Annotated in this window: 21 protein-coding genes; 14 read left to right on the top strand and 7 right to left on the bottom strand. The window is 72.1% G+C overall.

All coding sequences use genetic code 11. From position 1 onward, the window contains the following. Nucleotides 1–91: 91 nt before the first annotated feature. Nucleotides 92–1,516 carry an FAD-dependent oxidoreductase gene (locus tag ACZ52C_RS22550; RefSeq protein ID WP_469076409.1) on the top strand — a complete coding sequence of 475 codons (1,425 nt, stop codon included), beginning with the start codon at nt 92–94 and terminating at the stop codon, nt 1,514–1,516. Between the two features lie 57 nt (nt 1,517–1,573). Here ACZ52C_RS22550 and ACZ52C_RS22545 read toward each other — a convergent pair whose 3' ends face one another. The 5 genes from ACZ52C_RS22545 to ACZ52C_RS22525 form a co-directional block, all read right to left on the bottom strand. After that, the gene (locus ACZ52C_RS22545; RefSeq protein ID WP_469076408.1) at nt 1,574–2,815 is read right to left on the bottom strand and encodes an MAB_1171c family putative transporter; all 1,242 of its coding nucleotides are present in this window, start codon (nt 2,813–2,815) and stop codon (nt 1,574–1,576) included. Nucleotides 2,816–3,011: 196 nt separating this feature from the next. Then, nucleotides 3,012–3,419, bottom strand: a complete 408-nt coding sequence (gene msrB / locus ACZ52C_RS22540; RefSeq protein WP_319117457.1) for a peptide-methionine (R)-S-oxide reductase MsrB — start codon at nt 3,417–3,419, stop codon at nt 3,012–3,014. A gap of 13 nt (nt 3,420–3,432) precedes the next feature. Continuing rightward, the gene (gene murC / locus ACZ52C_RS22535; protein WP_469076407.1) at nt 3,433–4,818 is read right to left on the bottom strand and encodes a UDP-N-acetylmuramate--L-alanine ligase; all 1,386 of its coding nucleotides are present in this window, start codon (nt 4,816–4,818) and stop codon (nt 3,433–3,435) included. A 171-nt stretch (nt 4,819–4,989) separates the two neighbouring features. After that, nucleotides 4,990–5,445, bottom strand: coding sequence for an indole-3-glycerol phosphate synthase (locus ACZ52C_RS22530; RefSeq protein ID WP_469076406.1), 456 nt, complete (start codon nt 5,443–5,445; stop codon nt 4,990–4,992). 121 nt (nt 5,446–5,566) lie between these two features. Further along, the gene (locus ACZ52C_RS22525) at nt 5,567–6,475 is read right to left on the bottom strand and encodes a pyrimidine reductase family protein (RefSeq protein ID WP_469076405.1); all 909 of its coding nucleotides are present in this window, start codon (nt 6,473–6,475) and stop codon (nt 5,567–5,569) included. On the opposite strand from ACZ52C_RS22525, the gene zapE reads away from it, so the two are divergent. The 10 genes from zapE to ACZ52C_RS22475 all read left to right on the top strand — a co-directional run bounded on the left by zapE (nt 6,474) and on the right by ACZ52C_RS22475 (nt 15,949). Then, a complete protein-coding gene (gene zapE / locus ACZ52C_RS22520; protein WP_469076404.1) occupies nt 6,474–7,619 on the top strand; it encodes a cell division protein ZapE in 1,146 nt (381 codons plus the stop codon). The genes ACZ52C_RS22525 and zapE overlap by 2 nt on opposite strands. 713 nt (nt 7,620–8,332) lie before the next feature. Further along, nucleotides 8,333–8,911, top strand: coding sequence for a carbonic anhydrase (locus ACZ52C_RS22515; RefSeq protein WP_469076403.1), 579 nt, complete (start codon nt 8,333–8,335; stop codon nt 8,909–8,911). 20 nt (nt 8,912–8,931) lie between these two features. Beyond that, entirely contained in the window at nt 8,932–10,446 is a 1,515-nt protein-coding gene (locus tag ACZ52C_RS22510; protein ID WP_469076402.1) for a SulP family inorganic anion transporter, read from the top strand. Nucleotides 10,447–10,666: 220 nt separating this feature from the next. Continuing rightward, nucleotides 10,667–11,515: a slipin family protein gene (locus tag ACZ52C_RS22505; RefSeq protein WP_469076401.1), complete on the top strand. Its 849-nt coding sequence runs from the start codon at nt 10,667–10,669 to the stop codon at nt 11,513–11,515. A 115-nt stretch (nt 11,516–11,630) separates the two neighbouring features. Next, on the top strand, nt 11,631–12,998 hold the full coding sequence (locus ACZ52C_RS22500; protein WP_469076506.1) for a PhoX family protein: 1,368 nt from the start codon (nt 11,631–11,633) through the stop codon (nt 12,996–12,998). 20 nt (nt 12,999–13,018) lie between these two features. Then, entirely contained in the window at nt 13,019–13,630 is a 612-nt protein-coding gene (locus tag ACZ52C_RS22495) for a hypothetical protein (protein WP_469076400.1), read from the top strand. A gap of 129 nt (nt 13,631–13,759) precedes the next feature. Further along, nucleotides 13,760–14,581 (top strand): helix-turn-helix domain-containing protein, encoded by an 822-nt coding sequence (locus tag ACZ52C_RS22490; RefSeq protein WP_469076399.1) that lies wholly within the window; start codon nt 13,760–13,762, stop codon nt 14,579–14,581. Next, complete coding sequence (locus ACZ52C_RS22485; protein WP_060886989.1) at nt 14,578–14,790, top strand: DUF397 domain-containing protein; 213 nt, start codon at nt 14,578–14,580, stop codon at nt 14,788–14,790. The genes ACZ52C_RS22490 and ACZ52C_RS22485 overlap by 4 nt, the downstream gene beginning before the upstream one ends. A gap of 39 nt (nt 14,791–14,829) precedes the next feature. Next, nucleotides 14,830–15,708, top strand: a complete 879-nt coding sequence (locus ACZ52C_RS22480; RefSeq protein WP_469076398.1) for a polysaccharide deacetylase family protein — start codon at nt 14,830–14,832, stop codon at nt 15,706–15,708. A 34-nt stretch (nt 15,709–15,742) separates the two neighbouring features. After that, nucleotides 15,743–15,949, top strand: coding sequence for a hypothetical protein (locus tag ACZ52C_RS22475; RefSeq protein ID WP_469076397.1), 207 nt, complete (start codon nt 15,743–15,745; stop codon nt 15,947–15,949). Here the strand turns inward: ACZ52C_RS22475 and ACZ52C_RS22470 are convergent. Further along, nucleotides 15,941–16,612: an ABC transporter gene (locus ACZ52C_RS22470; RefSeq protein ID WP_469076396.1), complete on the bottom strand. Its 672-nt coding sequence runs from the start codon at nt 16,610–16,612 to the stop codon at nt 15,941–15,943. The two genes, ACZ52C_RS22475 and ACZ52C_RS22470, sit on opposite strands and share 9 nt — an antisense overlap. Beyond that, the gene (locus ACZ52C_RS22465) at nt 16,612–17,565 is read right to left on the bottom strand and encodes an ABC transporter ATP-binding protein (protein WP_469076395.1); all 954 of its coding nucleotides are present in this window, start codon (nt 17,563–17,565) and stop codon (nt 16,612–16,614) included. Before ACZ52C_RS22465 ends, ACZ52C_RS22470 begins: the two co-directional genes overlap by 1 nt. Before the next feature lie 69 nt (nt 17,566–17,634). On the opposite strand from ACZ52C_RS22465, the gene ACZ52C_RS22460 reads away from it, so the two are divergent. The 3 genes from ACZ52C_RS22460 (at nt 17,635) to ACZ52C_RS22450 (ending at nt 20,084) form a co-directional block, all read left to right on the top strand. Beyond that, nucleotides 17,635–18,363, top strand: coding sequence for a peptidyl-tRNA hydrolase (locus ACZ52C_RS22460; protein ID WP_469076394.1), 729 nt, complete (start codon nt 17,635–17,637; stop codon nt 18,361–18,363). Between the two features lie 173 nt (nt 18,364–18,536). Next, nucleotides 18,537–19,145 carry a DUF4142 domain-containing protein gene (locus tag ACZ52C_RS22455; protein ID WP_469076393.1) on the top strand — a complete coding sequence of 203 codons (609 nt, stop codon included), beginning with the start codon at nt 18,537–18,539 and terminating at the stop codon, nt 19,143–19,145. A gap of 132 nt (nt 19,146–19,277) precedes the next feature. Then, nucleotides 19,278–20,084, top strand: coding sequence for a DUF4142 domain-containing protein (locus tag ACZ52C_RS22450; RefSeq protein ID WP_469076392.1), 807 nt, complete (start codon nt 19,278–19,280; stop codon nt 20,082–20,084). Nucleotides 20,085–20,184: the final 100 nt, after the last annotated feature.

The following is a 20,184-nucleotide window of genomic DNA, read 5'->3' as shown; positions in this document are numbered from 1 at the left end:
CCCCCCTGATCTCCCAGCCCCACAGTCACCTGAAGGTACGGTGAGGGCTTGCGTCCGGGACAGGCAGGCACAGTCGAGCGCAGGGGGACCCATGCCACGTACCGCGGTGGTCATCGGCGCGAGCATGGGTGGCATGCTCGCCGCCGCGGCCCTGGCCCGGTCCGTCGACAAGGTGATCGTGGTGGAGCGCGACGAGCTTCCGGACGAGCCCCGCCCGCGCAGAGGGCTCCCCCAGGGCCGCCACGCCCACATCCTCCTGCCGAGCGGCCGCGACGCCATCGACGCGCTCGTGCCGGGCGGCGGGGTACGGGAGCGCCTGCTGGCGGCGGGCGCCCGGGAACGCGGCCTCACCTCCGGCCTGGTCACCCTGGGCCCGCAGGGCTGGTACCGCCGTTCACGCCACCACGACACCCACCCCCTGCTCATCGCCGGCCGCGACCTGATCGACCGGACCGTCCGGGACGCCGTCCTCGCGAGCGCCCCCCGGGTCCGGATCCGACGCGCCTCGGCCACCGGCCTTCTCGGCACCGCCGAGCGGGTCACCGGCGTCCGGTTCACCACCGGCGCGAAGGACAGCCACCCGGGCGCGGCCGAGGAGAGCCTGCGCGCGGACCTGGTCGTCGACGCGAGCGGCCGTGGCACCCGCGTCGAGCACTGGCTCGCGGACCTCGGCATCACCGGCGTCCGCAAGGACGTGGTCGACTCCGGGCTCGTCTACGCGACCCGCGTCTACCGCACCCCCGCCGGGGCGGAGAACTTCCCTCCGGCGCAGGTGACGGCGGACCCGACGGGCGGCCGGCCCGGTCGCGCGGGGCTCCTCCTCCCGATCGAGGGCGACCGCTGGCTGGTCAGCCTCGCCGGCACCCGCGGCGGTGAACCGACCGCCTCACCCGAGGACTTCGTCCCCTTCGCCCTCGGCCTGCGCCACCCCCTCGTGGGCCGGCTGATCGCCGGCGCCGAACCCCTGACGGACGTGACCCTGAGCCGCAGCACACGCAACGAGCGCCGCTTCTTCGAGAAGTCCGAGCGGTGGCCCGAGGGGCTGGTGGCGCTCGGCGACGCCGTCGCCACCTACAACCCGGTCTACGGGCAGGGCATGTCGGTGGCCGCGCTGGGCGCGCTCGAACTGAGCCGGGAGCTGGACCGGACCGGCATCGACGCGCCCGGTCTGGCCCGGCGGGTGCAGCGGGCCGCCGCGAAGGTGGTGAACGCGGCATGGACCATGTCGGTCGGCCAGGACCAGTGGTTCCCGGGGGTACGGGGCAAGTCCCCCACGCTCGCCGACCGTCTGCTCTCCGCCTACGTCGGCCGGATGACCCGCGTCGCCACCGGCTCGTACCGGGTCTCCGCCGCGATGTGCAGGGTGACCACCCTCCAGGCGGACGCCCTCCACCTGCTCCACCCCACCCTCCTCCTGTCCACGGCCCTGGGCCCGCTCCTCCCACCCCTCGCAGGCCCTCCCCTCACCCCGGAGGAACGGAACATCCTGAAAAGCCTCAACACGCCCGCCCCCTAAGGGGCGCGGGGAACTGCGCGAGAAGCCCCCACCGGCCCGCGGACAACGACGCACCCCTTACCGGCTCTTCGCACGCTCCGCGCGCACCTCGCGCACGGCCCCCTCCACCACCCCGGCGCGCACCGCCCGCGACATCCGGATCAACGACGGCTGCCCGGTGTCCAGCCCCTGCCCTCCGGCCGCGGGCCCCGCGTACCCCTCGCCGAGTCCCGCGAGCGCGTCCAGGGCGGCACTGTCCAGCTCCCCGTGGCGCGGCCCCCCGACCCGCTCCCGCGTACCGGACATCACGGCGACGGCCACCATGGCCGCGTCCCCGATGGCCTCGGCCTCACCCGCGCTGGAGCCGAGGGAGAGCGCCTGCCGATAGGCACGCTCACGGACCGCCTCGTCGAAGTGGACGGACACGTCCCGCAGTCCGTCCCGTATGGCCGTCGTCCGGTGCGTCAGGCGCAGCTCGACATCACCGAGGGAACGCCAGGACAGCAGGGCGTTCCGTCGGACGCGACCGGTGCTCCCGGCGCCGACGAGCCGGAAGAGCGGCCCGAGCCGCAGGAAGGCGACCAGGCTGTCGATGCGCGACCCGAGCAGCGGCAGGACGTAACCGGCCGAGGTGAGGACGGCGCCGACGGTGACCAGCATCGGCGCGAGCCGGGTGCTCAGCGGATCCCAGTGCTGCCCGGTCCAGCGGCCGGCGACGGCCACCATCTTCAGCACGCCGTACGCGCTGGTGCACAGCCATCCGACGGCCAGCACGGCCAGTGCCCGCCGGGTCCAGCCGCTGATCTGGAAGGTCCAGCGCCAGCACAGGACCGTGGTGGTGAGGGCGGCCGCCATGTGGGCCACCAGATAGAGGACGATCATCTCGCGGATGAAGGGGGTGCGCGCGTAGTAGGTGTCGAAGTCGGCGAGGCGCTCGACGGGCGCGTCCCCGACGGCGAAGAGCGCCGTCTGCGCCGCGATGATCACGGCGTACGCGTACAGCCATCGGCGGGAGACCCGTCGCAGTCGGTCGGGGTCGTCGGCGCCGCGCCAGTGGACGATCAGCACGAGCGACGCGGCGGAGAAGGCGTTCAGCGCACCGTAGGTGAGACACGCGGCGGCGTTGGGCACGCCCACGGCGCGGTTGACGAAGCCGACGGTGGGCGGGGCGCCGAGGGCGAAACAGAAGCCGGCCAGGAAGATCACGGCGCAGAGTGCCCGCTTCACGGGATCACGTCGGTCGCGCCACAGGCCGGGCAGTTGGGCGGCGAAGCCGGTCCACAGGGCGGCGGCCGCCAGGAAGTAGACCAGTCCGTTCACGTCAGGCCCCCCGGCTCGGTCCGAGAGACCTCTCGCGTCAACACTCTTCACACAGTAGTCACGTAGTCAACCCGACAACGGGCGGACGTGCGACGACAGATGAAGGAATACCCACGACCCACGACCGGCGGCCGGCGGCCGACAGCCGGCTCCGGCCGTCGGCCGCCCCTCACCGGCACTCAGCCCTCGCCGACGCTCACCCCTCGTCCGCGGTCAGCGTCAGCGAGATGCTGTTGATGCAGTACCGCTGGTCGGTCGGCGTGGGATACCCCTCGCCCGCGAAGACGTGCCCGAGGTGCGAGCCGCACCGGGCGCACCGCACCTCCGTGCGCACCATCCCGTGCGACCGGTCGTCGAGCAGCTCCACCGCGTCGCTGTCCTTCGGGTCGAAGAAGGACGGCCAGCCGCAGTGCGACTCGAACTTCGTCTCGGAGGTGAAGAGTTCGGCACCGCAGGCGCGACAGGAGTAGACACCCTTGGTCTTGGTGTCGGTGTACTCGCCGACGAACGCGGGCTCCGTGCCGGCCTGCCGCAGCACGGCGTACTCGGCCGGCGTCAGCTCCGCACGCCACTGCTCGTCCGGCTTCTCGACGTCGTACGACATCAGCCTCAGCCCCTCAGCTCGAAAGACGGTCCAGGATCTTGGGGCCCAGGTCCGTCACGTCACCCGCGCCCATGGTGAGAACGAGATCGCCGGGCTTCGCCATTCCCGCGATCGCGGCCGGCACCTCGGCCTTGTCGTGCAGGGCGGTGACGTCCGCGCCCGCGCCGCGCGCCGCGTCGATGATCAGCTCGCTGGTGATCCCCGGGATCGGGTCCTCGCGGGCCGGGTAGATGTCGAGGACGACCGACGCGTCCGCGAGGGCCAGGGACTGCCCCATCTCGGTGCCCAGCTCCTGGGTGCGGGAGAACAGGTGCGGCTGGAAGACCACCAGGATCCGCGCGTCCCCGGCGGCGGCCCGCATGGCCTCCAGGTCGGCCGTCATCTCGGTCGGGTGGTGCGCGTAGGAGTCGATGACCTGCACCCCGGCGGCCTCGCCCTTGAGCTGGAGCCGTCGCTTCACGCCGGTGTACGCCGCCAGCGCGGGCGCCAGCTCCGCCGCCGGCACACCGAGCGCGACCCCGGCCGCCAGCGCGGCGACGGCGTTGTGCGCGTAGTGCCGTCCGGGCACGGACACGGCGAACGTGATCTCCTGCCCGTCCAGCACCACCGTGACCTCGCTCTTCAGCCCCTGCGCCACGACCGACAGCACACGGACGTCGGCGTCCTCGCGCTCGCCGTACGTCACCGTGCGCACCCCGGACAGCCGGGAGGTCAGCTCGCGCGCGCCCGCGTGGTCGGCGGAGATCACCAGCGTGCCACCGGGCACGATCTTCCCCGCGAACGTCTCGAAGGACTCGTAGATCTCGTCCATGGAGGCGTAGTTGGCGTGGTGGTCCAGCTCCACGTTGAGGACGATCGCCACCTCGGGCGCGTACTTGTGGAAGCTGCGGTCGCTTTCGTCCGCCTCGGCGACGAAGATGTCGCCGTCGCCGTGCGTGGCGTTCGAGCCGGGTGCGTCGAGGTCGCCGCCGATGGCGTACGACGGCCGCAGCCCCAGCTCGCCCAGCGAGACCGCCAGCATGGACGTCGTCGTGGTCTTGCCGTGCGTGCCGGCGACGGCGATCGGCCGCAGTCCGTCCATCAGCCGGGCGAGCGCGTCCGACCGGTGGACGACGGGGATCCCGAGCTCGGCGGCGCGGGCCAGCTCGGGGTTGTCGGCGCGGATGGCGGAGGAGACGACCACGGCCGTCGCGTCGTCCGCGAGGTGCTCGGCGGCGTGCCCGATGTGCACGGTCGCCCCGAGCGCCCGCAGGGCCTCGACCGTCTCCGACTCCTTGGCGTCGCTCCCGGCGACCTTCGCCCCGCGCTGCGCCAGGATCTTGGCGATCCCCGACATCCCGGCCCCACCGATCCCGATGAAGTGCGGCCGATCCATGGCGGAAGGCAGTCCGGGTGCCATGTCTGTTCTCCAAGCGACGGTACGAAGACGATCCACGCCCCACAGCAGGCGCGCCCCCAGCCTATTGCCTGCCGCCGGGGCTGTTTCCATATGCGGCTCCGCCGCGTGGGCGCGACCAGCCACGACGAACCCGCAGCCGACGAGGAACAGCGCCCCTACGGCACCCCTTCCTCAAGCCCGCGCGTGCGAGAACAGCTTCAACACCGGCACCCCCACCCTGTGCCGGGCCCGCGAGGCCCAGTCCCGGTGGAAGAACTCCTCCACGTAGTGCGGATCGGTCAGCACCAGCACCTCATCGGCCGAAACCTCCTCCACCAGCGACTTCAGCGCGTCCAGCGGATGATCCTCGATCAGACGCCCCTCCGCCGTGCTCCCGGCCCCGCGCAGCGCCTGCAAGGACACCTCCAGAGCCCGTTCCCCCGCGTCCATCGCCTGGTCCCCCTCCGGCGTCTCCCGCTCCCGTGCCGCCTCGTCCAGCTCACCGAGGGCGAGGTCGTCGATGGCCCGCAGCAACCGGTCGGCCTGATTCCCGCGCGGCTGGAGCAGCACGTGGAAGGAGGCCCGCTCGTCGCCGTGCAGGGTCGTGACGAACTCGACGTCCGCGGACGTCAGAGCCTTCTCGATCATCAATACGCTCGTGAACGACACCACCGGCGCCCTTCTCCTCGGAGGGCCCTGCGGGCCCTCGCTCCTCAGAGTTCTAGTGTGCCCGGCGAAAGCTATACGGAACGGCAGATTCCGCCCGCTTTCACGTACGACGGTAACGACCGAACAGGAACCCGGACTCCTCCAGCAGCGAAGCCAGGGCGAAACGCTTGGGCACCGCCACCGAGGGCCCCCCGGCGATCCGCTGCGCGTCCCCCGCCGTGAGCATCGGCGACACGGTCAGACAGAGCTCGTCGAGGACGTCCGCGGCGATCAGCTGGCCCAGGACGCGCGGGCCGCCCTCGGTGAGCAGCCGGGTCAGCCCCAGGTCGGCGAGGGCGCGCACGGCGCGGGCGGGGTCGACGCCCATCCCGTCGCCGGCGACGACCACCCGGACCCCCGCCTTCTCGGCGGCGGCGACCCGGTCCGGGGCCGCGGCGGCCCCGGTGAGCAGCAGCGTGGGCGTCAGCGGGGAGGTGAACAGCGGCAGCGAGAAGTCCAGGTCCAGGCTCGCGCTCATCACGGCGACGGCGGGCGCGGGCGGCTGTCCGGCCGCCCGGCGCGCCTCGGCGAACGCCTCCCGCGCGCGTGCCGGGCGGTACCCCTCCTGCCGGACGGTCTCCGCGCCGACGATCACCACGTCCGCGAGGCCGCGCAGCGTGCCGAAGATCCGCATGTCGGCGTCGCTGGAGATCGGCTGCGAGCGCCCGCCGTGCTGGGCCGCGCCGTCGAGGGTGGAGACCATGTTGGCCCGCAGCCACGGCTCCCGCCCGCCGGGCGCGGGCTCGGGGTAGGCGTACGCCGCCGCCAGTTCGTCGAGACTCCACTCCCGCTCGACCAGCTCCGACCGGCCGCCGACCGCCGGGGGCCGGCCGTCCTTCGCGTCCGGCGTCCCGGCCGCCGCCGGGCTCTCGCCCCCGCCCGCCGTCGGCACCTCGGCCGCACCCGCCCCACCGGTCGCTTCCGGTGTCCGGGCCGCTGTCTCTTCGGTCACAGGGAACAGGCGTCGCATGTCGTGCAGTGTGGCACGACCCTTAGACTCGGTAACCGTGTCGTCGTCCTCTGCCACCGTGTCCGGAATCGGTCCGATACCCGAAGCGGCCCCCGCGTCCCTGTGCACCCGCGAGCCCCATGTCCCCGCGGACCGGCTCGTCGCCGAGATGGTGCCGCCGCCCCGCTTCGACTCGGTGCGCTTCGCCACCTACCTCCCGGACTCGAACCAGCCCAGCCAGACCGAGGCCGTCCGCGTCCTGAGCGGCTTCGCGGCGGGCCTCGGCGGGGCGCACGCGACCGGCGCCGGCCGGCGCGGTTTCCTCGGCCTCGGCCGGGCGAAGGCGCCCAAGGCCCCGGCGGGCCCCCGCGGCGTCTACCTGGACGGCGGTTACGGCGTCGGCAAGACGCACCTGCTCGCCTCTCTCTGGCACGCCACCCCGGCGGAACCCTCCCTCAAGGCCTTCGGCACCTTCGTGGAGCTGACGAACCTGGTCGGCGCCCTCGGTTTCCAGAAGACGGTCCAGACCCTCTCCGGCCACCGTCTGCTGTGCATCGACGAGTTCGAGCTGGACGACCCGGGCGACACGGTCCTGGTGTCGACCCTGCTGGGCAAGCTGGTCGACGCGGGCGTGGCCCTGGCGGCCACGTCGAACACCCTGCCGGGCAAGCTCGGTGAGGGCCGGTTCGCGTCGGTCGACTTCCTGCGCGAGATCCAGGGCCTGTCGGCCCACTTCCGCTCCCTGCGCATCGACGGCGAGGACTACCGCCACCGCGGTCTGCCCGAGGCTCCGGCGCCGTACTCCGACGAGGAGGTCACCAAGGCGGCGTACGCCACCGAGGGCGCCTCGCTCGACGACTTCCCGCACCTGCTGGACCACCTCGCGCGCGTCCACCCCAGCCGGTACGGCGCCCTGACGGACGGTCTCAGGGCGGTCTGCCTGACGGACGTCAAGCCGGTGCCGGATCAGTCCACGGCGCTGCGGCTGGTGGTGCTCGCCGACCGGCTGTACGACCGCGAGGTGCCGGTGCTCGCCTCGGGGCTGCCCTTCGACCGGCTGTTCAGCGAGGAGATGCTGAACGGCGGCTACCGGAAGAAGTACTTCCGCGCCATCTCCCGCCTCACCGCTCTCGCGCGCGACGCGAAGCGACTCGTGAAGCACTGAGCGCACGGCCATCGGCCGTGTCGCGATCCAGCTGAACCCTCCCAGGTCAAGGGCCGATTCCAGCCAACTCGCCCTCGCTTTTCAGGCTCTCTTCAGCTCGCAACGTTAAGTTAACCCTGCAAACAACTTTGCAGGGTTAACGTGTTTCTTGACCAGTGGTTGACCATCGGTTGACCAAGTCGAGTAATTGTCGACGCGTGAGAGACACCAGGAACTGCCAGTGGGGAGGCTCATATTGCGAGGTACGACGACCCGGACCGTCCTTTCGGCCCTAGCCGCCGTCCTGCTCACCCTGGCGTTCTTCACTCCCGCGGCATCCTTCGCAGCCGCGCACACACTTGGTCATGCCAAGGCCAAAGCTGAGCCCGGAAACACCCACACCGCGAAGCCACTGTGTGACACGGCGGTCACCCACCGCCCGTGCGCGCCCTCGCAGGACCCGACCGGTCCTCATCGCACACGCGACCGGCATCGCATGGTCGCCCACGCCGTTCCCGGGACGCCCGCGCGCCCGCCGCTGGGGGAGAACCCGGCGACCGCGAGCGCACCCGAACGGCCCTCGGCCCCCTACCACCGGGCGTCGAGACCTCTCACGGCCCACACCCCGGCCGCTCTCCAGGTCTTCCGCTGCTGAGCCGCGGAGCGCCCGTTCCCCCCACTCTGTCGTGCAAGCCCGACGCGCCACGAGGCGCGCCAGGAGGAGTCACCACATCATGCAGCCCCTCATCGACAACGCCCGTACGTTCGGACAGCGCCCTGAGGAGTTCGCCAGGCTGGCCGAAGGCCAGTCCCCCGAGGTCCTGTTCATCACCTGCTCCGACTCGCGGGTCGTCCCGGCCCTGATCACGGGCGCCCGCCCCGGCGAGCTCTTCGAACTGCGCACCGCCGGCAACATCGTCCCGCCGTACACCGCCGACCGCCCCACCGGTGAGACGGCCACGATCGAGTACGCCGTGGAGGTCCTCGGCGTCACCGACATCGTGGTCTGCGGACACTCGCACTGCGGTGCCGTGGGCGCCCTGGTGCGCGGCGACGACCTGGACGCCGTACCCGCCGTACGCGACTGGCTGACCAACGCCACCCCCCGCCCGCAAGGAGCGGTCGAGGACCCGACGGTCGCCGACGGCGTGCAGAACCACGTCCTCAGCCAGCTGCTGCGCCTGCGCTCCTACCCGTGCGTGGAGAAGCGCCTCGCGGACGGACGGATGCGGTTGCGCGGTTGGTACTACGAGGTCCACACAGGTGCCGTGCGCGAACACCGCGCGGACTCCGACACGTTCGAGACCCTGTGACCGGCGGCCAGGTGTCCGAGATGAACTCCACGACCTCTCCTCAGTCCCCGTCCCCCAGGTTCCCCCATCTGCGGCAGGACTTCGGCGCCTCGCTCGTCGTGTTCCTGGTCGCCCTCCCGCTGTGCGTCGGCGTCGCCGTCGCCTCCGGCGTCCCGGCCGAACTCGGCCTGGTCACCGGCATCGTGGGCGGTATCGTCGCCGGGCTGATGCCCGGCAGCAGCCTCCAGGTCTCCGGCCCCGCGGCCGGTCTGACCGTGCTGGTCTTCGAGGCCGTCCGCCAGTTCGGGCTGCCCGCCCTCGGTGTGATCGTGCTCGCCGCCGGTCTGCTCCAGCTCGCCATGGGCGCGCTGAAGCTGGGCCGTTGGTTCCGTGCGATATCGGTCTCCGTCGTCGAGGGCATGCTCGCGGGCATCGGCCTGGTGATCATCGCCGGCCAGCTCTACGCGGCGGCCGGCCTGAAGGCCCCCGCCTCCGGCATCGACAAGATCGCGGGCCTGCCCGGCGCCTTCGTCGACGCCGTCGGCAGCACCACCGCCCTCGCCTCGCTGGCGGTCGGCGCGGGCACCATCGCGGTGATGGTGCTGTGGAAGCGGCTGCCGAAGAAGGTCCAGCTGGTCCCCGGCGCGCTCGCCGCGGTCCTGCTGGCCACCCTCGCCACCCTGGCCTTCAGCCTGCCGGTGGCGAACGTCGAGGTGAAGGGACTGCTGGACGTCATCCAGCCGCCCGGCCTGGACGCCTTCGGCCAGCTCGCCGACGTGGCACTGCTCGGCACCATCCTCGCCTTCACCCTCATCGCCTCCGCGGAGAGCCTGTTCAGCGCGGCGGCCGTGGACCGGATGCACGACGGTCCGCGCACCGAGTACGACAAGGAGCTGATGGCCCAGGGCGCCGGCAACACGGTGTGCGGGCTGCTGGGCGCGCTGCCGATGACGGCGGTGATCGTGCGCAGCTCCGCCAACCTCCAGGCCGGCGCGAAGACGAAGGCCTCCCGGGTGCTGCACGGTGTCTGGCTGCTGCTCTTCGTGGCCGTGCTGCCGGGCGCGCTCGCGCTGATACCGCTGCCGGCCCTGGCCGGCATCCTGGTCCACGCGGGCTTCAAGCTGATCCCGTTCCGCGGGATCGTCTCCCTCTGGCGCACGCACCGGGGCGAGGCGCTGATCCTGGTGGCCACGGCGGTGGCGATCGTCACGGTCAACATGTTCGAGGGTGTCCTGATCGGTCTGGCGCTGTCCGTGGCCAAGACCGCCTGGGAAGCCTCGCACATCAAGCTGGAGGTCATCGACAAGGGCGCGGGACCGGTCCAGGCCTACCTCTCCGGCAACGCGACCTTCCTGCGCCTGCCCAAGATCCTCGACAGCCTGGAGTCCCTCCCGCAGGACCGTCCCGTGGAACTCCACCTCACCGGCCTCCACCACCTGGACCACGCCTGCCGCACCGCCCTGGAGAACTGGGCGGCCCGCCACAGCACGGCAGGTACGGAACCGGTCCGGATGACGGTCCCGGAACCGGAGAAGGCGACGTCGGCGACGCTCTGACCTCACCCTGAACCGTCCACCTGTGCCGTCCCGGCGCACGCTGCCCTCGCTGCGGGCAATCGTGCCGCTGGGGCGGCACGGGTGGGCGCAGGCGGCACCCGGCAAGCGCCGGTGAGCGAGACCCCCACCCCCGGCCGGCACTCGCCCCACCCCCTACCTCCGGCATATCGTGGTATACGCACCCATCACGCACCGAGAGCGGACGGCTCAGGGGGTCGTCATGGTCGAGACGCTGCTCATCACCGCCGCGGCGATCGGCTCCGCCGCGGTCGTCTACGTCGCCGCCGCGGCCCGAGTCGTCAAGCAGTACGAACGGGGCGTGGTCTTCCGCCTCGGCCGGCTGCGGGGCGTCCCCAGAAAGCCCGGCTTCACCATGGTCGTCCCCGGCATCGACCACATCCGCAAGGTCAACATGCAGATCGTGACGATGCCCGTCCCGGCCCAGGAGGGCATCACCCGCGACAACGTCACCGTACGTGTCGACGCGGTCGTCTACTTCAAGGTCGTGGACGCGGCCAACGCGATCGTGCGGGTCGAGGACTACCGGTTCGCCGTCTCCCAGATGGCCCAGACCTCCCTGCGGTCGATCATCGGCAAGAGCGACCTCGACGACCTCCTCTCCAACCGCGAGAAGCTCAACCAGGGCCTGGAGCTGATGATCGACAGCCCCGCCGTGGAGTGGGGCGTCACCATCGACCGGGTCGAGATCAAGGACGTCTCCCTGCCCGACACCATGAAGCGCTCCATGGCCCGCCAGGCCGAGGCCGACCGGGAACGCCGCGCCCGCATCATCAACGCGGACGCGGAGCTTCAGGCGTCGAAGAAGCTCGCCGAGGCGGCGAAGGAGATGTCCGACACCCCCTCCGCGCTCCAACTCCGCCTGCTCCAGACGGTGGTGGCGGTGGCCGCCGAGAAGAACTCCACCCTCGTCCTGCCCTTCCCGGTGGAACTCCTCCGCTTCCTGGAACGATCCCAGGCCGGCCCCCCGTCGGACCTCCCGCCCACACCTCCCCAGGCACCCCCCGCGTCTCCCCCCGCCCCACCCTTCCCGCCCCCTCCGACCGGGTGACACGGGGGACGACTCCGCCCCCGACCTCTACGCGCGTGGTTCACGTGGCGTTGACCGCGTGATACACACAGGCGGGTCACATCCTGTCCGCCAACAGGAAGGTTTCCCCGTGTCAGTGACCCGCCGTCAGGCCCTCGCCCGCTCGGGCGCCGGTATCGCAGGCATCGCGTTCACCGGAGCCCTCTCCGAGCTCTTCGTGGGCACGGCCACCGCGCAGAGCACCCTCGGCCACTCCGGTTACGGCCCCCTGATCCCCGACCCGAACGGCCTGCTCGACCTGCCGAAAGGTTTCCGCTATCGGGTCCTCTCCCGCGAGGGCGACCCCCTCCGCTCGGGCGAGGGAACGGTGCCCAGCAACCACGACGGCATGTCCGCCTTCCCCGGCAGACACGGTCGCGTCCACCTCGTCCGCAACCACGAGAACCGCCACAACGGCCGGATCCCGGTCCCCACGATCGAGGGCCTCACCTACGACCCGATGGGCAAGGGCGGCTGTACGTCCCTCACGCTCGACGCCCGGGGCAAGGTCCTCTCGGAGCAGGTCGCCATCGCCGGCACCGCGGTCAACTGCGCCGGTGGGCCCACCCCTTGGGGCACCTGGCTGACCTGCGAGGAGAACGAGGACAAGGCCGGCACCAACGGCTACACCAAGGACCACGGCTTCATCTTCGAGGTCGACGCGGCCGACCCGCGGCGCTCGGGAGCCGTGCCGCTCACCGCGATGGGCCGCTTCCAGCACGAGGCGATCGCGGTGGACCCCAAGCGGGGAGTCGTCTACGAGACGGAGGACGCCTTCGAGCGGCCCTTCGGCCTCTTCTACCGCTTCCTCCCCGACAGGCCCAAGGGCGGCCTCGGTTCACTGCGCGCGGGCGGCCGTCTCCAGGCGATGCGCGTCCCGGGCGTCCCCGACCTCTCCCCCATCCAGGAGCCGGGAGCCTGCTTCGACGGCATCGAGTGGGTCGACGTCCCCGACCCCCTGGCCGCGCAGACCCCCATCCGCCACCAGGACTTCGGCCCCAAGGGCATCACCCACGCGCAGAAGTTGGAGGGCTGCTACTGGGGCGGCCGCTGCGTCTACTTCGTCTCCTCCTTCGCCCGCAGCTCGGACGGTTCGGCCGCCGACCACTACGGCCAGATCTGGCGCTACGACCCCGACCACCGCACCCTCACCCTGGTCATCGCCTTCGGCCCCGACACCGACCTCCAACTCCCCGGCGAATCCCCGGACAACATCTGCCTCGCCCCCTCCGGCGGCCTCATGGTCTGCGAGGACGGCAACGGCGCGCAGCACGTCTACGGCGTGACCCGCCGCGGCGAGGTCTACGCCATGGCCCGCAACGCCCAGAACATCGGCACCGCCGAGGAACCGGAATGGGGCGAGTTCGCGGGCGTCACCTTCTCCCCCGACGGCGAGACGATGTACGTCAACTGCTACACCCCGGGCACGACCTTCGCGGTCACGGGCCCGTGGCGCCGGACATGACCCACTGACCCAGGGAACAAGTGACGCACTCCGAGGACCGGGAGCAGCAGGCGGCCGTCAGCCGTCTGCTGCTGTACCACCTGAACAGGCCCCTCTCCGAGGGCTGCCGCCTGCTCGGCGTCCTGCCCGCCCCGGCGGCCGTACGGATCGCCGTCCACGCCGGTGACCCCGAGGAGGGCATCACCTTCCTCTACGAGATCCCCCACGACGTCGTCGCCCCCGCGTACATCCCCGGCATCCTGCGCACCACCCTGGCCGGAACCCAGCTCTACAGCAGCGGCGACATCGGTGAGGTCATGGGGATGACGCTGATCCGGCTCCACCCGGAACGGATCACCCCCGCCCCCGAATCCGAGGAGGAGCGGACCCTCGGCGTGCTGCGCGCGCTGTCGGACCCCGGCGACGACGAGGACCCCTTCCTGATCGGCTTCCTGATGCGGGGCGACGGCCTGCTGCGGCTGTACGTCCGACACCCCGACGGCACGCGGGTCATCGGCGCGGACATCCGTCCCGCCGACGCCGTCACCGCCCTCATCTCCGCACTCCCCTCCCTCGTGGAGGAGGACGAACGGCACCGGCCCAGCCCCGACGACCCGCACTGCGATCTCCTGGTGGACCTCACCGACTGGTAGCGGCGGCGCGCGGCGAGCATGTACGGCACCGCGCCGTACACGCCTGTTCGATGGACAGTACGCGTAACCGTTCGTGACGCTGGGTGAGTTGATCGTGGGGAGATCCGACTCATCTGGAGGTGGCCGAGCATGGGTGTCGACTGGGAGCCGGACCCGTCCGACAGTCTCAAGACGTTCGGGGCGTTCGTGCAGGCGCTGCGCGAGCACCACGGCTACACGCGGGAGCAGTTCGCTCCGCTGGTGCGCTTCAGCGTGCACACGGTCGCCTCGATCGAGCTGGGCAGGCGGATGGCGGACGAGGTGTTCGTGGAGCGGGCGGACCGGGTGCTCGGGGACACGGGCGCGCTGCGCAGGGCGGCGAAGCATGTCTCACGGCAACCGGGCCTGGCGTCGTGGTTCCGCCGGTGGGCCCAACTGGAACGGCACGCGGTGAGCCTGTGCACGTACGAGTGCCGGCTCGTGCCGGGCCTGTTGCAGCCGGAGTCGTACGTGCGGGCCCTGTGCGCCGAGGACGTCCCGCCGTTGCCCGACGACGAGTTGGAGGCCCTCGTCAGAGCACGCTTGCAGCGGCAGACACTGTTCCGCGACGAGCCCAGGACCACGTTCGACTTCGTCATCGAGGAGGCCGTGCTCATGCGGCGCCTCGGCGGCACGGACGTCTGTGTCGATCTGCTCGACCACCTGCTGGCGGCCAGCACGTTGCGCAACGTCACCCTCCAGATCATGCCGGTGCGCACCGAGCACCACGCCTGTCTGGCCGGCCCCATCCGCCTCCTCGAAACCCCTGACGCACAGCGGTACGCGTACTCCGAGGGTCAGGAGAGCGGGCGCCTGATCGCCGACAGGAAGGAGGTGGCCAAGCTTTCCCTGCGCTATGCCAGACTGCGTTCGCAGGCCCTCTCCCCGCAGGACTCCGTGGGCCTGTTGAAGAGAATGCGAGGAGAGCTATGAGCACCACCGCACCGCGCTGGACCAGGAGCAGCTACAGCAGTGCCCAGGGCGACGACTGCGTAGAAGTCGCCCCCCTCCCCTCCGTCGTCCGCGTTCGTGACTCCAAGCGTCCCGCCGGTCCCGCGCTCACCCTCTCCCACGCCGCCTGGGGTCCCTTCATCGCCCAGGCGGGTGACTTCGGGGCGGACTCCCCGGCGTTGGGCAGTTGAACCGACTGTCGGCTGACCCCATCGCCGTACTTTCGTACGGTGATCAGTCCCGCACGAAGCAGCACCGCGCTCCGCGCGCTGGGCGCGCTGGGCGCACTCGGTGTCGCCCTGACCGCCTGCGGCACCCCGCACGCCTCGACGCGCATCGTCAACGCCACCGCCAGCCCCTCGGCGGCGTCGGCGTCCCGGCCGCCCACGCTCGCGCCGGGCCCCGCCGGGCTCACCCCGGTGTTCGAGCACGGTCCGCGCAGCCGTACCGACAAGACCGTCGCGCTCACCTTCGACGCGGACATGACCGCGGACCAGGGCGAGCGGGCCGCCGCGGGGGAACGGTTCGACAATCCGGAGCTGATCGCGGCGCTGCGTCAGCTGAAGGTTCCGGCCACGCTGTTCATGACGGGGCGGTGGGTCGAGGAGTACCCGATCCAGGCGCGGTCCATCGGGCGGGACCCCCTGTTCGAGGTCGCGAACCACTCGTACAGCCATCACGCCTTCACCGAGAACTGCTACGGCCTGCCGACCATGGCGCCCGCGCTGATGCGGGCGGATCTGGAGCGGGCATACCGCGTGTTTCGGGAGGCGGGCGTCAGCGATCCGATGCCGTACTTCCGGTTCCCCGGCGGCTGCTACGACAGCCGCGCGCTGCGCAGGCTCAGCGCGTCCGGGGTGACGGCGGTGCAGTGGGACGTGACGAGCGGCGACGCGTTCGCGACGGTTCCGGACGACGTGGTGCGGGAGGTGCTGGACGGGGTGCGGCCGGGGTCCGTCGTGGTCATGCACTGCACACGGAGTGCCGCGCCGGTCACGGAGCGGGCCGTACGGAAGATCGTGCCGGCGCTCCGGGCGCGCGGTTTCCGGTTCGTGAAGGTGTCGGAGCTGGTCGGGACGGCGGCGGCGAAGGCCGTGGCGGTGCCCTGAGCGCATCCGTGCGCGGCCGCTCTACGCTGGAGGTATGAGCGACGACTACTGCGGCGGCGAGGGGACGGCCGCGACACCGGATCCGGCGCGGGCCCGGGCGACGGGGGGCGCCGACGGCCCTCCCCTCGCCGAGTGCGTCCTGTGCCGGCAGCCCACCGAGTACCCGGAGTCCCACAAGGGGATCACCCTGTGTCCGGTGTGCGACTGGCGGGAGGCCGAGCGGACCGCCTGTTCAGGCTGAGCGGCGCCTGGTCAGGGCGCACGCCACGGCGGTCGCGGCCGCTGTGAGGAGCCCGGCCGCGAGCAGGGGCAGGACGGGGACGGGGATCGTCGCGTGCCGTGACCCGTCGACCAGGGCCGTGACGGCCGCCCTGGCCGGGGAACCGGCCACCACCAGGGCCAGCAGCGCGCCGAGCAGGAGCGCGGGGACCGCCCGGCCCGGCGACCGCAGCAACGGCCAGTTCGTGAGCGCGCCGACGGCCGTGCCGACCAGGGCGCAGACGAGGGCGGCCAGGAGGCCCGCGCCGGCCGCCGGGAGTGCCTCGACGCGCGTCTGGTGGTCGGTGCTCGTGGGGGCGCTGATGAACGTGACGAAGAGCGTGGCCGCCGTCCCGAGGAGCGCGGCCGCCGCGAACGCGACCAGGACGCAGGCCAGGTGCGCACGCCCCGGGCCCGCCGCCGCCCCGGTACAACTGCGGGCCGCGGGCGGCTCGTTGGTGACGCAGATCCGCGTCAGCCACGCCGACACGGGCAGCAGCGCGGCGGCCGTGTAGCCGAGCGAGTCGAGCACCGGCTGTCCGCTCTGCACCCCGATGGCGAGGAACGCCGCGTACAGGATGACGGGCGGCAACCAGCGCTGGGAGCGGACGAGCAGGGCCGCCTGGTAGCGGAGGAGGGCGGTCATCAGGAGCTTTCCACTTCCAGTTCAGGTTCCGGGGTCGAGGTCGGGATCTGGGCTGGGGCCGCGGGGGCGGGCAGGCCGGCCCGCTCGGGCGCGTCGGCCGTCTCGGGCACCGGGGTCACGCGCACCACGTGCCAGGCGGGACGCGCCCCGAGCAACGCCCTGAGCAGCGCGTCCGACCGGGCCGCCGGGACCGTGAAGTGGTGGGCGCCCGACCGGGATTCCTCCACCCCGGCCGCCAACCCGCCCACCTCGGCCGGCACTTGGGCGTCCGCCGCTCCCCGCGCCTCGACCACGACGGAGGCACCCGCCGAGGCGTCCCCTTCGTCCGACCGGAGGTCGAGCGCGCCGTCGACCACCGCGTACGTCGCGTCGGAGGCGCCCGCGAGCCGGCGCGGGTCGTGGTCGACGAAGACCGCCGCGGCACCGGCGGCGGTCCGCTCGACCACCACGCGCTCCAACTCCGCGCGGGCGTCGGTGTCCAGGCCGGTCCACGCCTCGTCGAGGACGAGCAACTCCGGTTCGGCGAGCAGCGCCTGGGCGACGGCGACCTTCTGGCTGCTGCCCTTGGAGAGCTCCGCCATCGGCGTACGGGCGTACGCGGCGGCCCCGAAGCGCTCCAGCCACGCGTGCGCGGCGCGGGCGGCGGACGGGCGGTCCAGGCCGTGCACGGCACCGAGGTGGGTGAGGTACTCGACGGCGGTGAACGGCAGCGCGGCGGGGAAGCGTTCGGGGACGTACGCCGTCTGCGGGCGTCCCGTCACCCGGCCCTCCGTGGGGGCGTCGAGCCCGGCGAGGACGCGCAGCAGCGTCGACTTCCCGGTGCCGTTCGCGCCCTCCACCCGGATCAGCGCGCCGGTTGCGATCTCCAGGTCGACGCCGCGCAGCACCCAGTCGCCACGGAAGCCGTACCGTCGGCCGACCCCCTCCAGCCTCAGCAGTGACTCACGTTCCATGTCCCCATCCTCGTACAGGCGAGCGAGCGGGGGCGGGGGAACGCGTCCGGTGCCTGGCAGACTGGGCGGGTGACCACCAGTGACGCCCCTCAGGACAGCCCCACGCCGGACAGCCCCTTCCGCGACGAGCGGACCTCCCGCGACGAGGCACCGCAGTTCGTGCTGCCGCTGGTCGCGCACATCGAGAAGGCCTCGCCCCCGGCGCGCACGGACGCGCTGGAGACGGCGGCGCGGGCGGTGCTGGTGATGCTGAGCGACGCGCGGTCGCTGGGCGGGGAGTGGGCCGAGACGATGCGGAGTTGGCAGGACGCTCGGATCCGCAAGGTGGTCCGACGGGCGCGCGGCGCGGAGTGGCGGCGGGCCGAGGCGCTGCCGGGGATCACGGTGACGGGCAAGACGGCCGAGGTACGCGTGTTCCCGCCGGTCCCGCTCGACGGGTGGCCCAAGGACCTGGCCCGCCTCCAGGTCTCCGGCACGGACCTCGACGACCCGGAGCCGCCGGCCGACCCGGAACCCGCGGCCCCGATCCTGTGGTTGAACCCCGAGGTGGAGATGTCGGCGGGCAAGGCGATGGCCCAGGCGGGCCACGGCGCCCAGCTCGCCTGGTGGGACCTGGACGACACGGCCCGCGCCGCCTGGCGGGACGCGGGCTTCCCGCTCGCCGTCCGCACCGCCGCCCCCGCCCACTGGCAGACCCTCACCACGTCCGGCCTCCCCGTCGTACGCGACGCCGGCTTCACGGAGATCGCCCCGGGCTCCTGCACGGTGGTCGCGGACCACCGGCCGCTGCGCGGCTGAGCGGCTGAGCGGCGGCGGACCCTGGGCCCGGGCCGCGCTGAATCGTGTCCGCCTGAGCGCCTTTCTCAGCCGGTTCAAAGGCCGTTGAACAACTCCACCGCACCGCACGTACTTCCCGGTACTGGCCAAGCAACTGCCCCAACGACCAGTTGGCATCACCCGGGAGGATCACTTTGCGGCGTCTCAACGGCTCGCTCATCGCCGGCCTGGCTCTCGTCGTCACCGTCGGCGCGCTGGCGTTCCCCGTATGGTCCTACGCCGACCGTTCGGGGACCGCGCAGGCCAACATGGCCGCCAGCACGGTGAACACCCAGTGGGGGCCGCTGACGGCCGCCGACCGGGACCTCATCATCCGCGTACGCCTCGCGGGACTGTGGGAGCTGCCCGCCGCCGAGAAGGCCATGGCGCGGTCGAAGAGCCCCGAGGTCAGGGAGGCGGCGGACCACCTGATCGTGGGCCACAAGGACCTCGACGAGCGGGTGCGGAACGTCGCCACCCAGATGGGCGTCGAGCTGCCGAACGTGCCGAACGAGCAGCAGCAGGGCTTCCTCGCGCAGATGGACAACGCGACCGACGACCAGTTCGACCGGGTCTGGGCCAACCTGCTGCGCTCCGCGCACGGCAAGATCTTCCCGGCCATCGGGCAGGTGCGGAACATGACCGAGAACACCCTGGTGCGCCAGCTGGCCTCGGACACCAACCAGACCGTGCTCGACCACATCACGATGCTGGAGAAGACCGGCCAGGTCGACTTCGACGCGATCGCCAACGGCACGATCTGACGCGCCCCCGGCGCCGCCTCCGGGCGGCGGCCCGGGGCCCGACAGGCCCGGCCACACCCTCGCGGTCACGCTCCGCGCCCCAAGCAACAGTTCAGTCCCCAACGATCAGTTGGTTTCCTCCGGGAGGCTCATTTGCGACGCTCCAAGGGCTCTGTGCTCGTCGCCCTGGCGATCGCCGGCACACTCACCGCGGTCGCCTACCCCATCTTCTACTCGTACCCCAACCGCAACGCGACAGCCGCGGCCGCGCTCACCGGTGACACGGTGACCACGCAGTGGGGGCCGCTCACCCCCGCCGACCGCGACCTGCTGATCCGGGTGCGGCTGGCGGGCCTGTGGGAGCTGCCGGCCGGTCAGCAGGCACTGGAGCGCAGCGGCAGCCAGTCCGTCAGAGAGGCCGCCGACCACCTGATCGTGGGCCACACCGACCTCGACAAGCGGTCGCGGGTCATCGCCGCGAAGCTGGGCGTCGAACTGCCGAACCAGCCGACGGCGGAGCAGCAGGGCTGGCTGGACCAGATGACCGCCTCCAAGACCGAGGCCGAGTACAACAAGACGTGGGCGAACCTGCTGCGGGCCGCGCACGGCAAGATCTTCCCGGCGATCGCCACCGTGCGGAACTCCACCCGCAACACGCTGATCCGCCAGCTGGCCTCCGACGCCAACCAGACCGTGCTGGACCACATCACGATCCTGGAGAAGACCGGCGAGGTCGACTTCGCGACGATCGCCGACAACTCGGTCAGCGGTACCGCCAGCCCGACCGGCCCGCCGCCGCCCGTCCCCGGCCAGCTGCCGCCCGCCGCGCCCCCGGCGGTGCCGTCCACCAACCCGGACGTGCAGTCGAAGCCGTCGCCGTTCGAGTCGGGGGCGGTCCCGACCGGTCGTCCCGACCCGGAGGAGATCAACAAGGACCAGGGGCAGCCGCAGGTCCAGTAGAAAGCTCAAATGTTGCTCTGAAGGTCCCCTCCTCGGGGTTCGGCCCCGGCTGTCGGGGCCATGACTCCGTCACGCCGGAACACAGGTCCGCCGTAAGGAG

This window comes from Streptomyces sp. NPDC034049, from assembly GCF_055575575.1.
This window is presented reverse-complemented; position numbering and strand designations above follow the sequence as displayed.

Coding starts and splice junctions, on each gene's coding strand:
- ACZ52C_RS22490 (WP_469076399.1), top strand. CDS start 13,760: ATGGGTGTCGACTGGGAGCCGGACCCGTCCGACAGTCTCAAGACGTTC.
- ACZ52C_RS22485 (WP_060886989.1), top strand. CDS start 14,578: ATGAGCACCACCGCACCGCGCTGGACCAGGAGCAGCTACAGCAGTGCC.
- ACZ52C_RS22475 (WP_469076397.1), top strand. CDS start 15,743: ATGAGCGACGACTACTGCGGCGGCGAGGGGACGGCCGCGACACCGGAT.
- ACZ52C_RS22465 (WP_469076395.1), bottom strand. CDS start 17,565: ATGGAACGTGAGTCACTGCTGAGGCTGGAGGGGGTCGGCCGACGGTAC.
- ACZ52C_RS22530 (WP_469076406.1), bottom strand. CDS start 5,445: ATGATCGAGAAGGCTCTGACGTCCGCGGACGTCGAGTTCGTCACGACC.
- ACZ52C_RS22550 (WP_469076409.1), top strand. CDS start 92: ATGCCACGTACCGCGGTGGTCATCGGCGCGAGCATGGGTGGCATGCTC.
- ACZ52C_RS22510 (WP_469076402.1), top strand. CDS start 8,932: ATGAACTCCACGACCTCTCCTCAGTCCCCGTCCCCCAGGTTCCCCCAT.
- ACZ52C_RS22470 (WP_469076396.1), bottom strand. CDS start 16,612: ATGACCGCCCTCCTCCGCTACCAGGCGGCCCTGCTCGTCCGCTCCCAG.
- murC (WP_469076407.1), bottom strand. CDS start 4,818: ATGGCACCCGGACTGCCTTCCGCCATGGATCGGCCGCACTTCATCGGG.
- ACZ52C_RS22515 (WP_469076403.1), top strand. CDS start 8,333: ATGCAGCCCCTCATCGACAACGCCCGTACGTTCGGACAGCGCCCTGAG.
- zapE (WP_469076404.1), top strand. CDS start 6,474: ATGTCGTGCAGTGTGGCACGACCCTTAGACTCGGTAACCGTGTCGTCG.
- ACZ52C_RS22505 (WP_469076401.1), top strand. CDS start 10,667: ATGGTCGAGACGCTGCTCATCACCGCCGCGGCGATCGGCTCCGCCGCG.
- ACZ52C_RS22525 (WP_469076405.1), bottom strand. CDS start 6,475: ATGCGACGCCTGTTCCCTGTGACCGAAGAGACAGCGGCCCGGACACCG.
- msrB (WP_319117457.1), bottom strand. CDS start 3,419: ATGTCGTACGACGTCGAGAAGCCGGACGAGCAGTGGCGTGCGGAGCTG.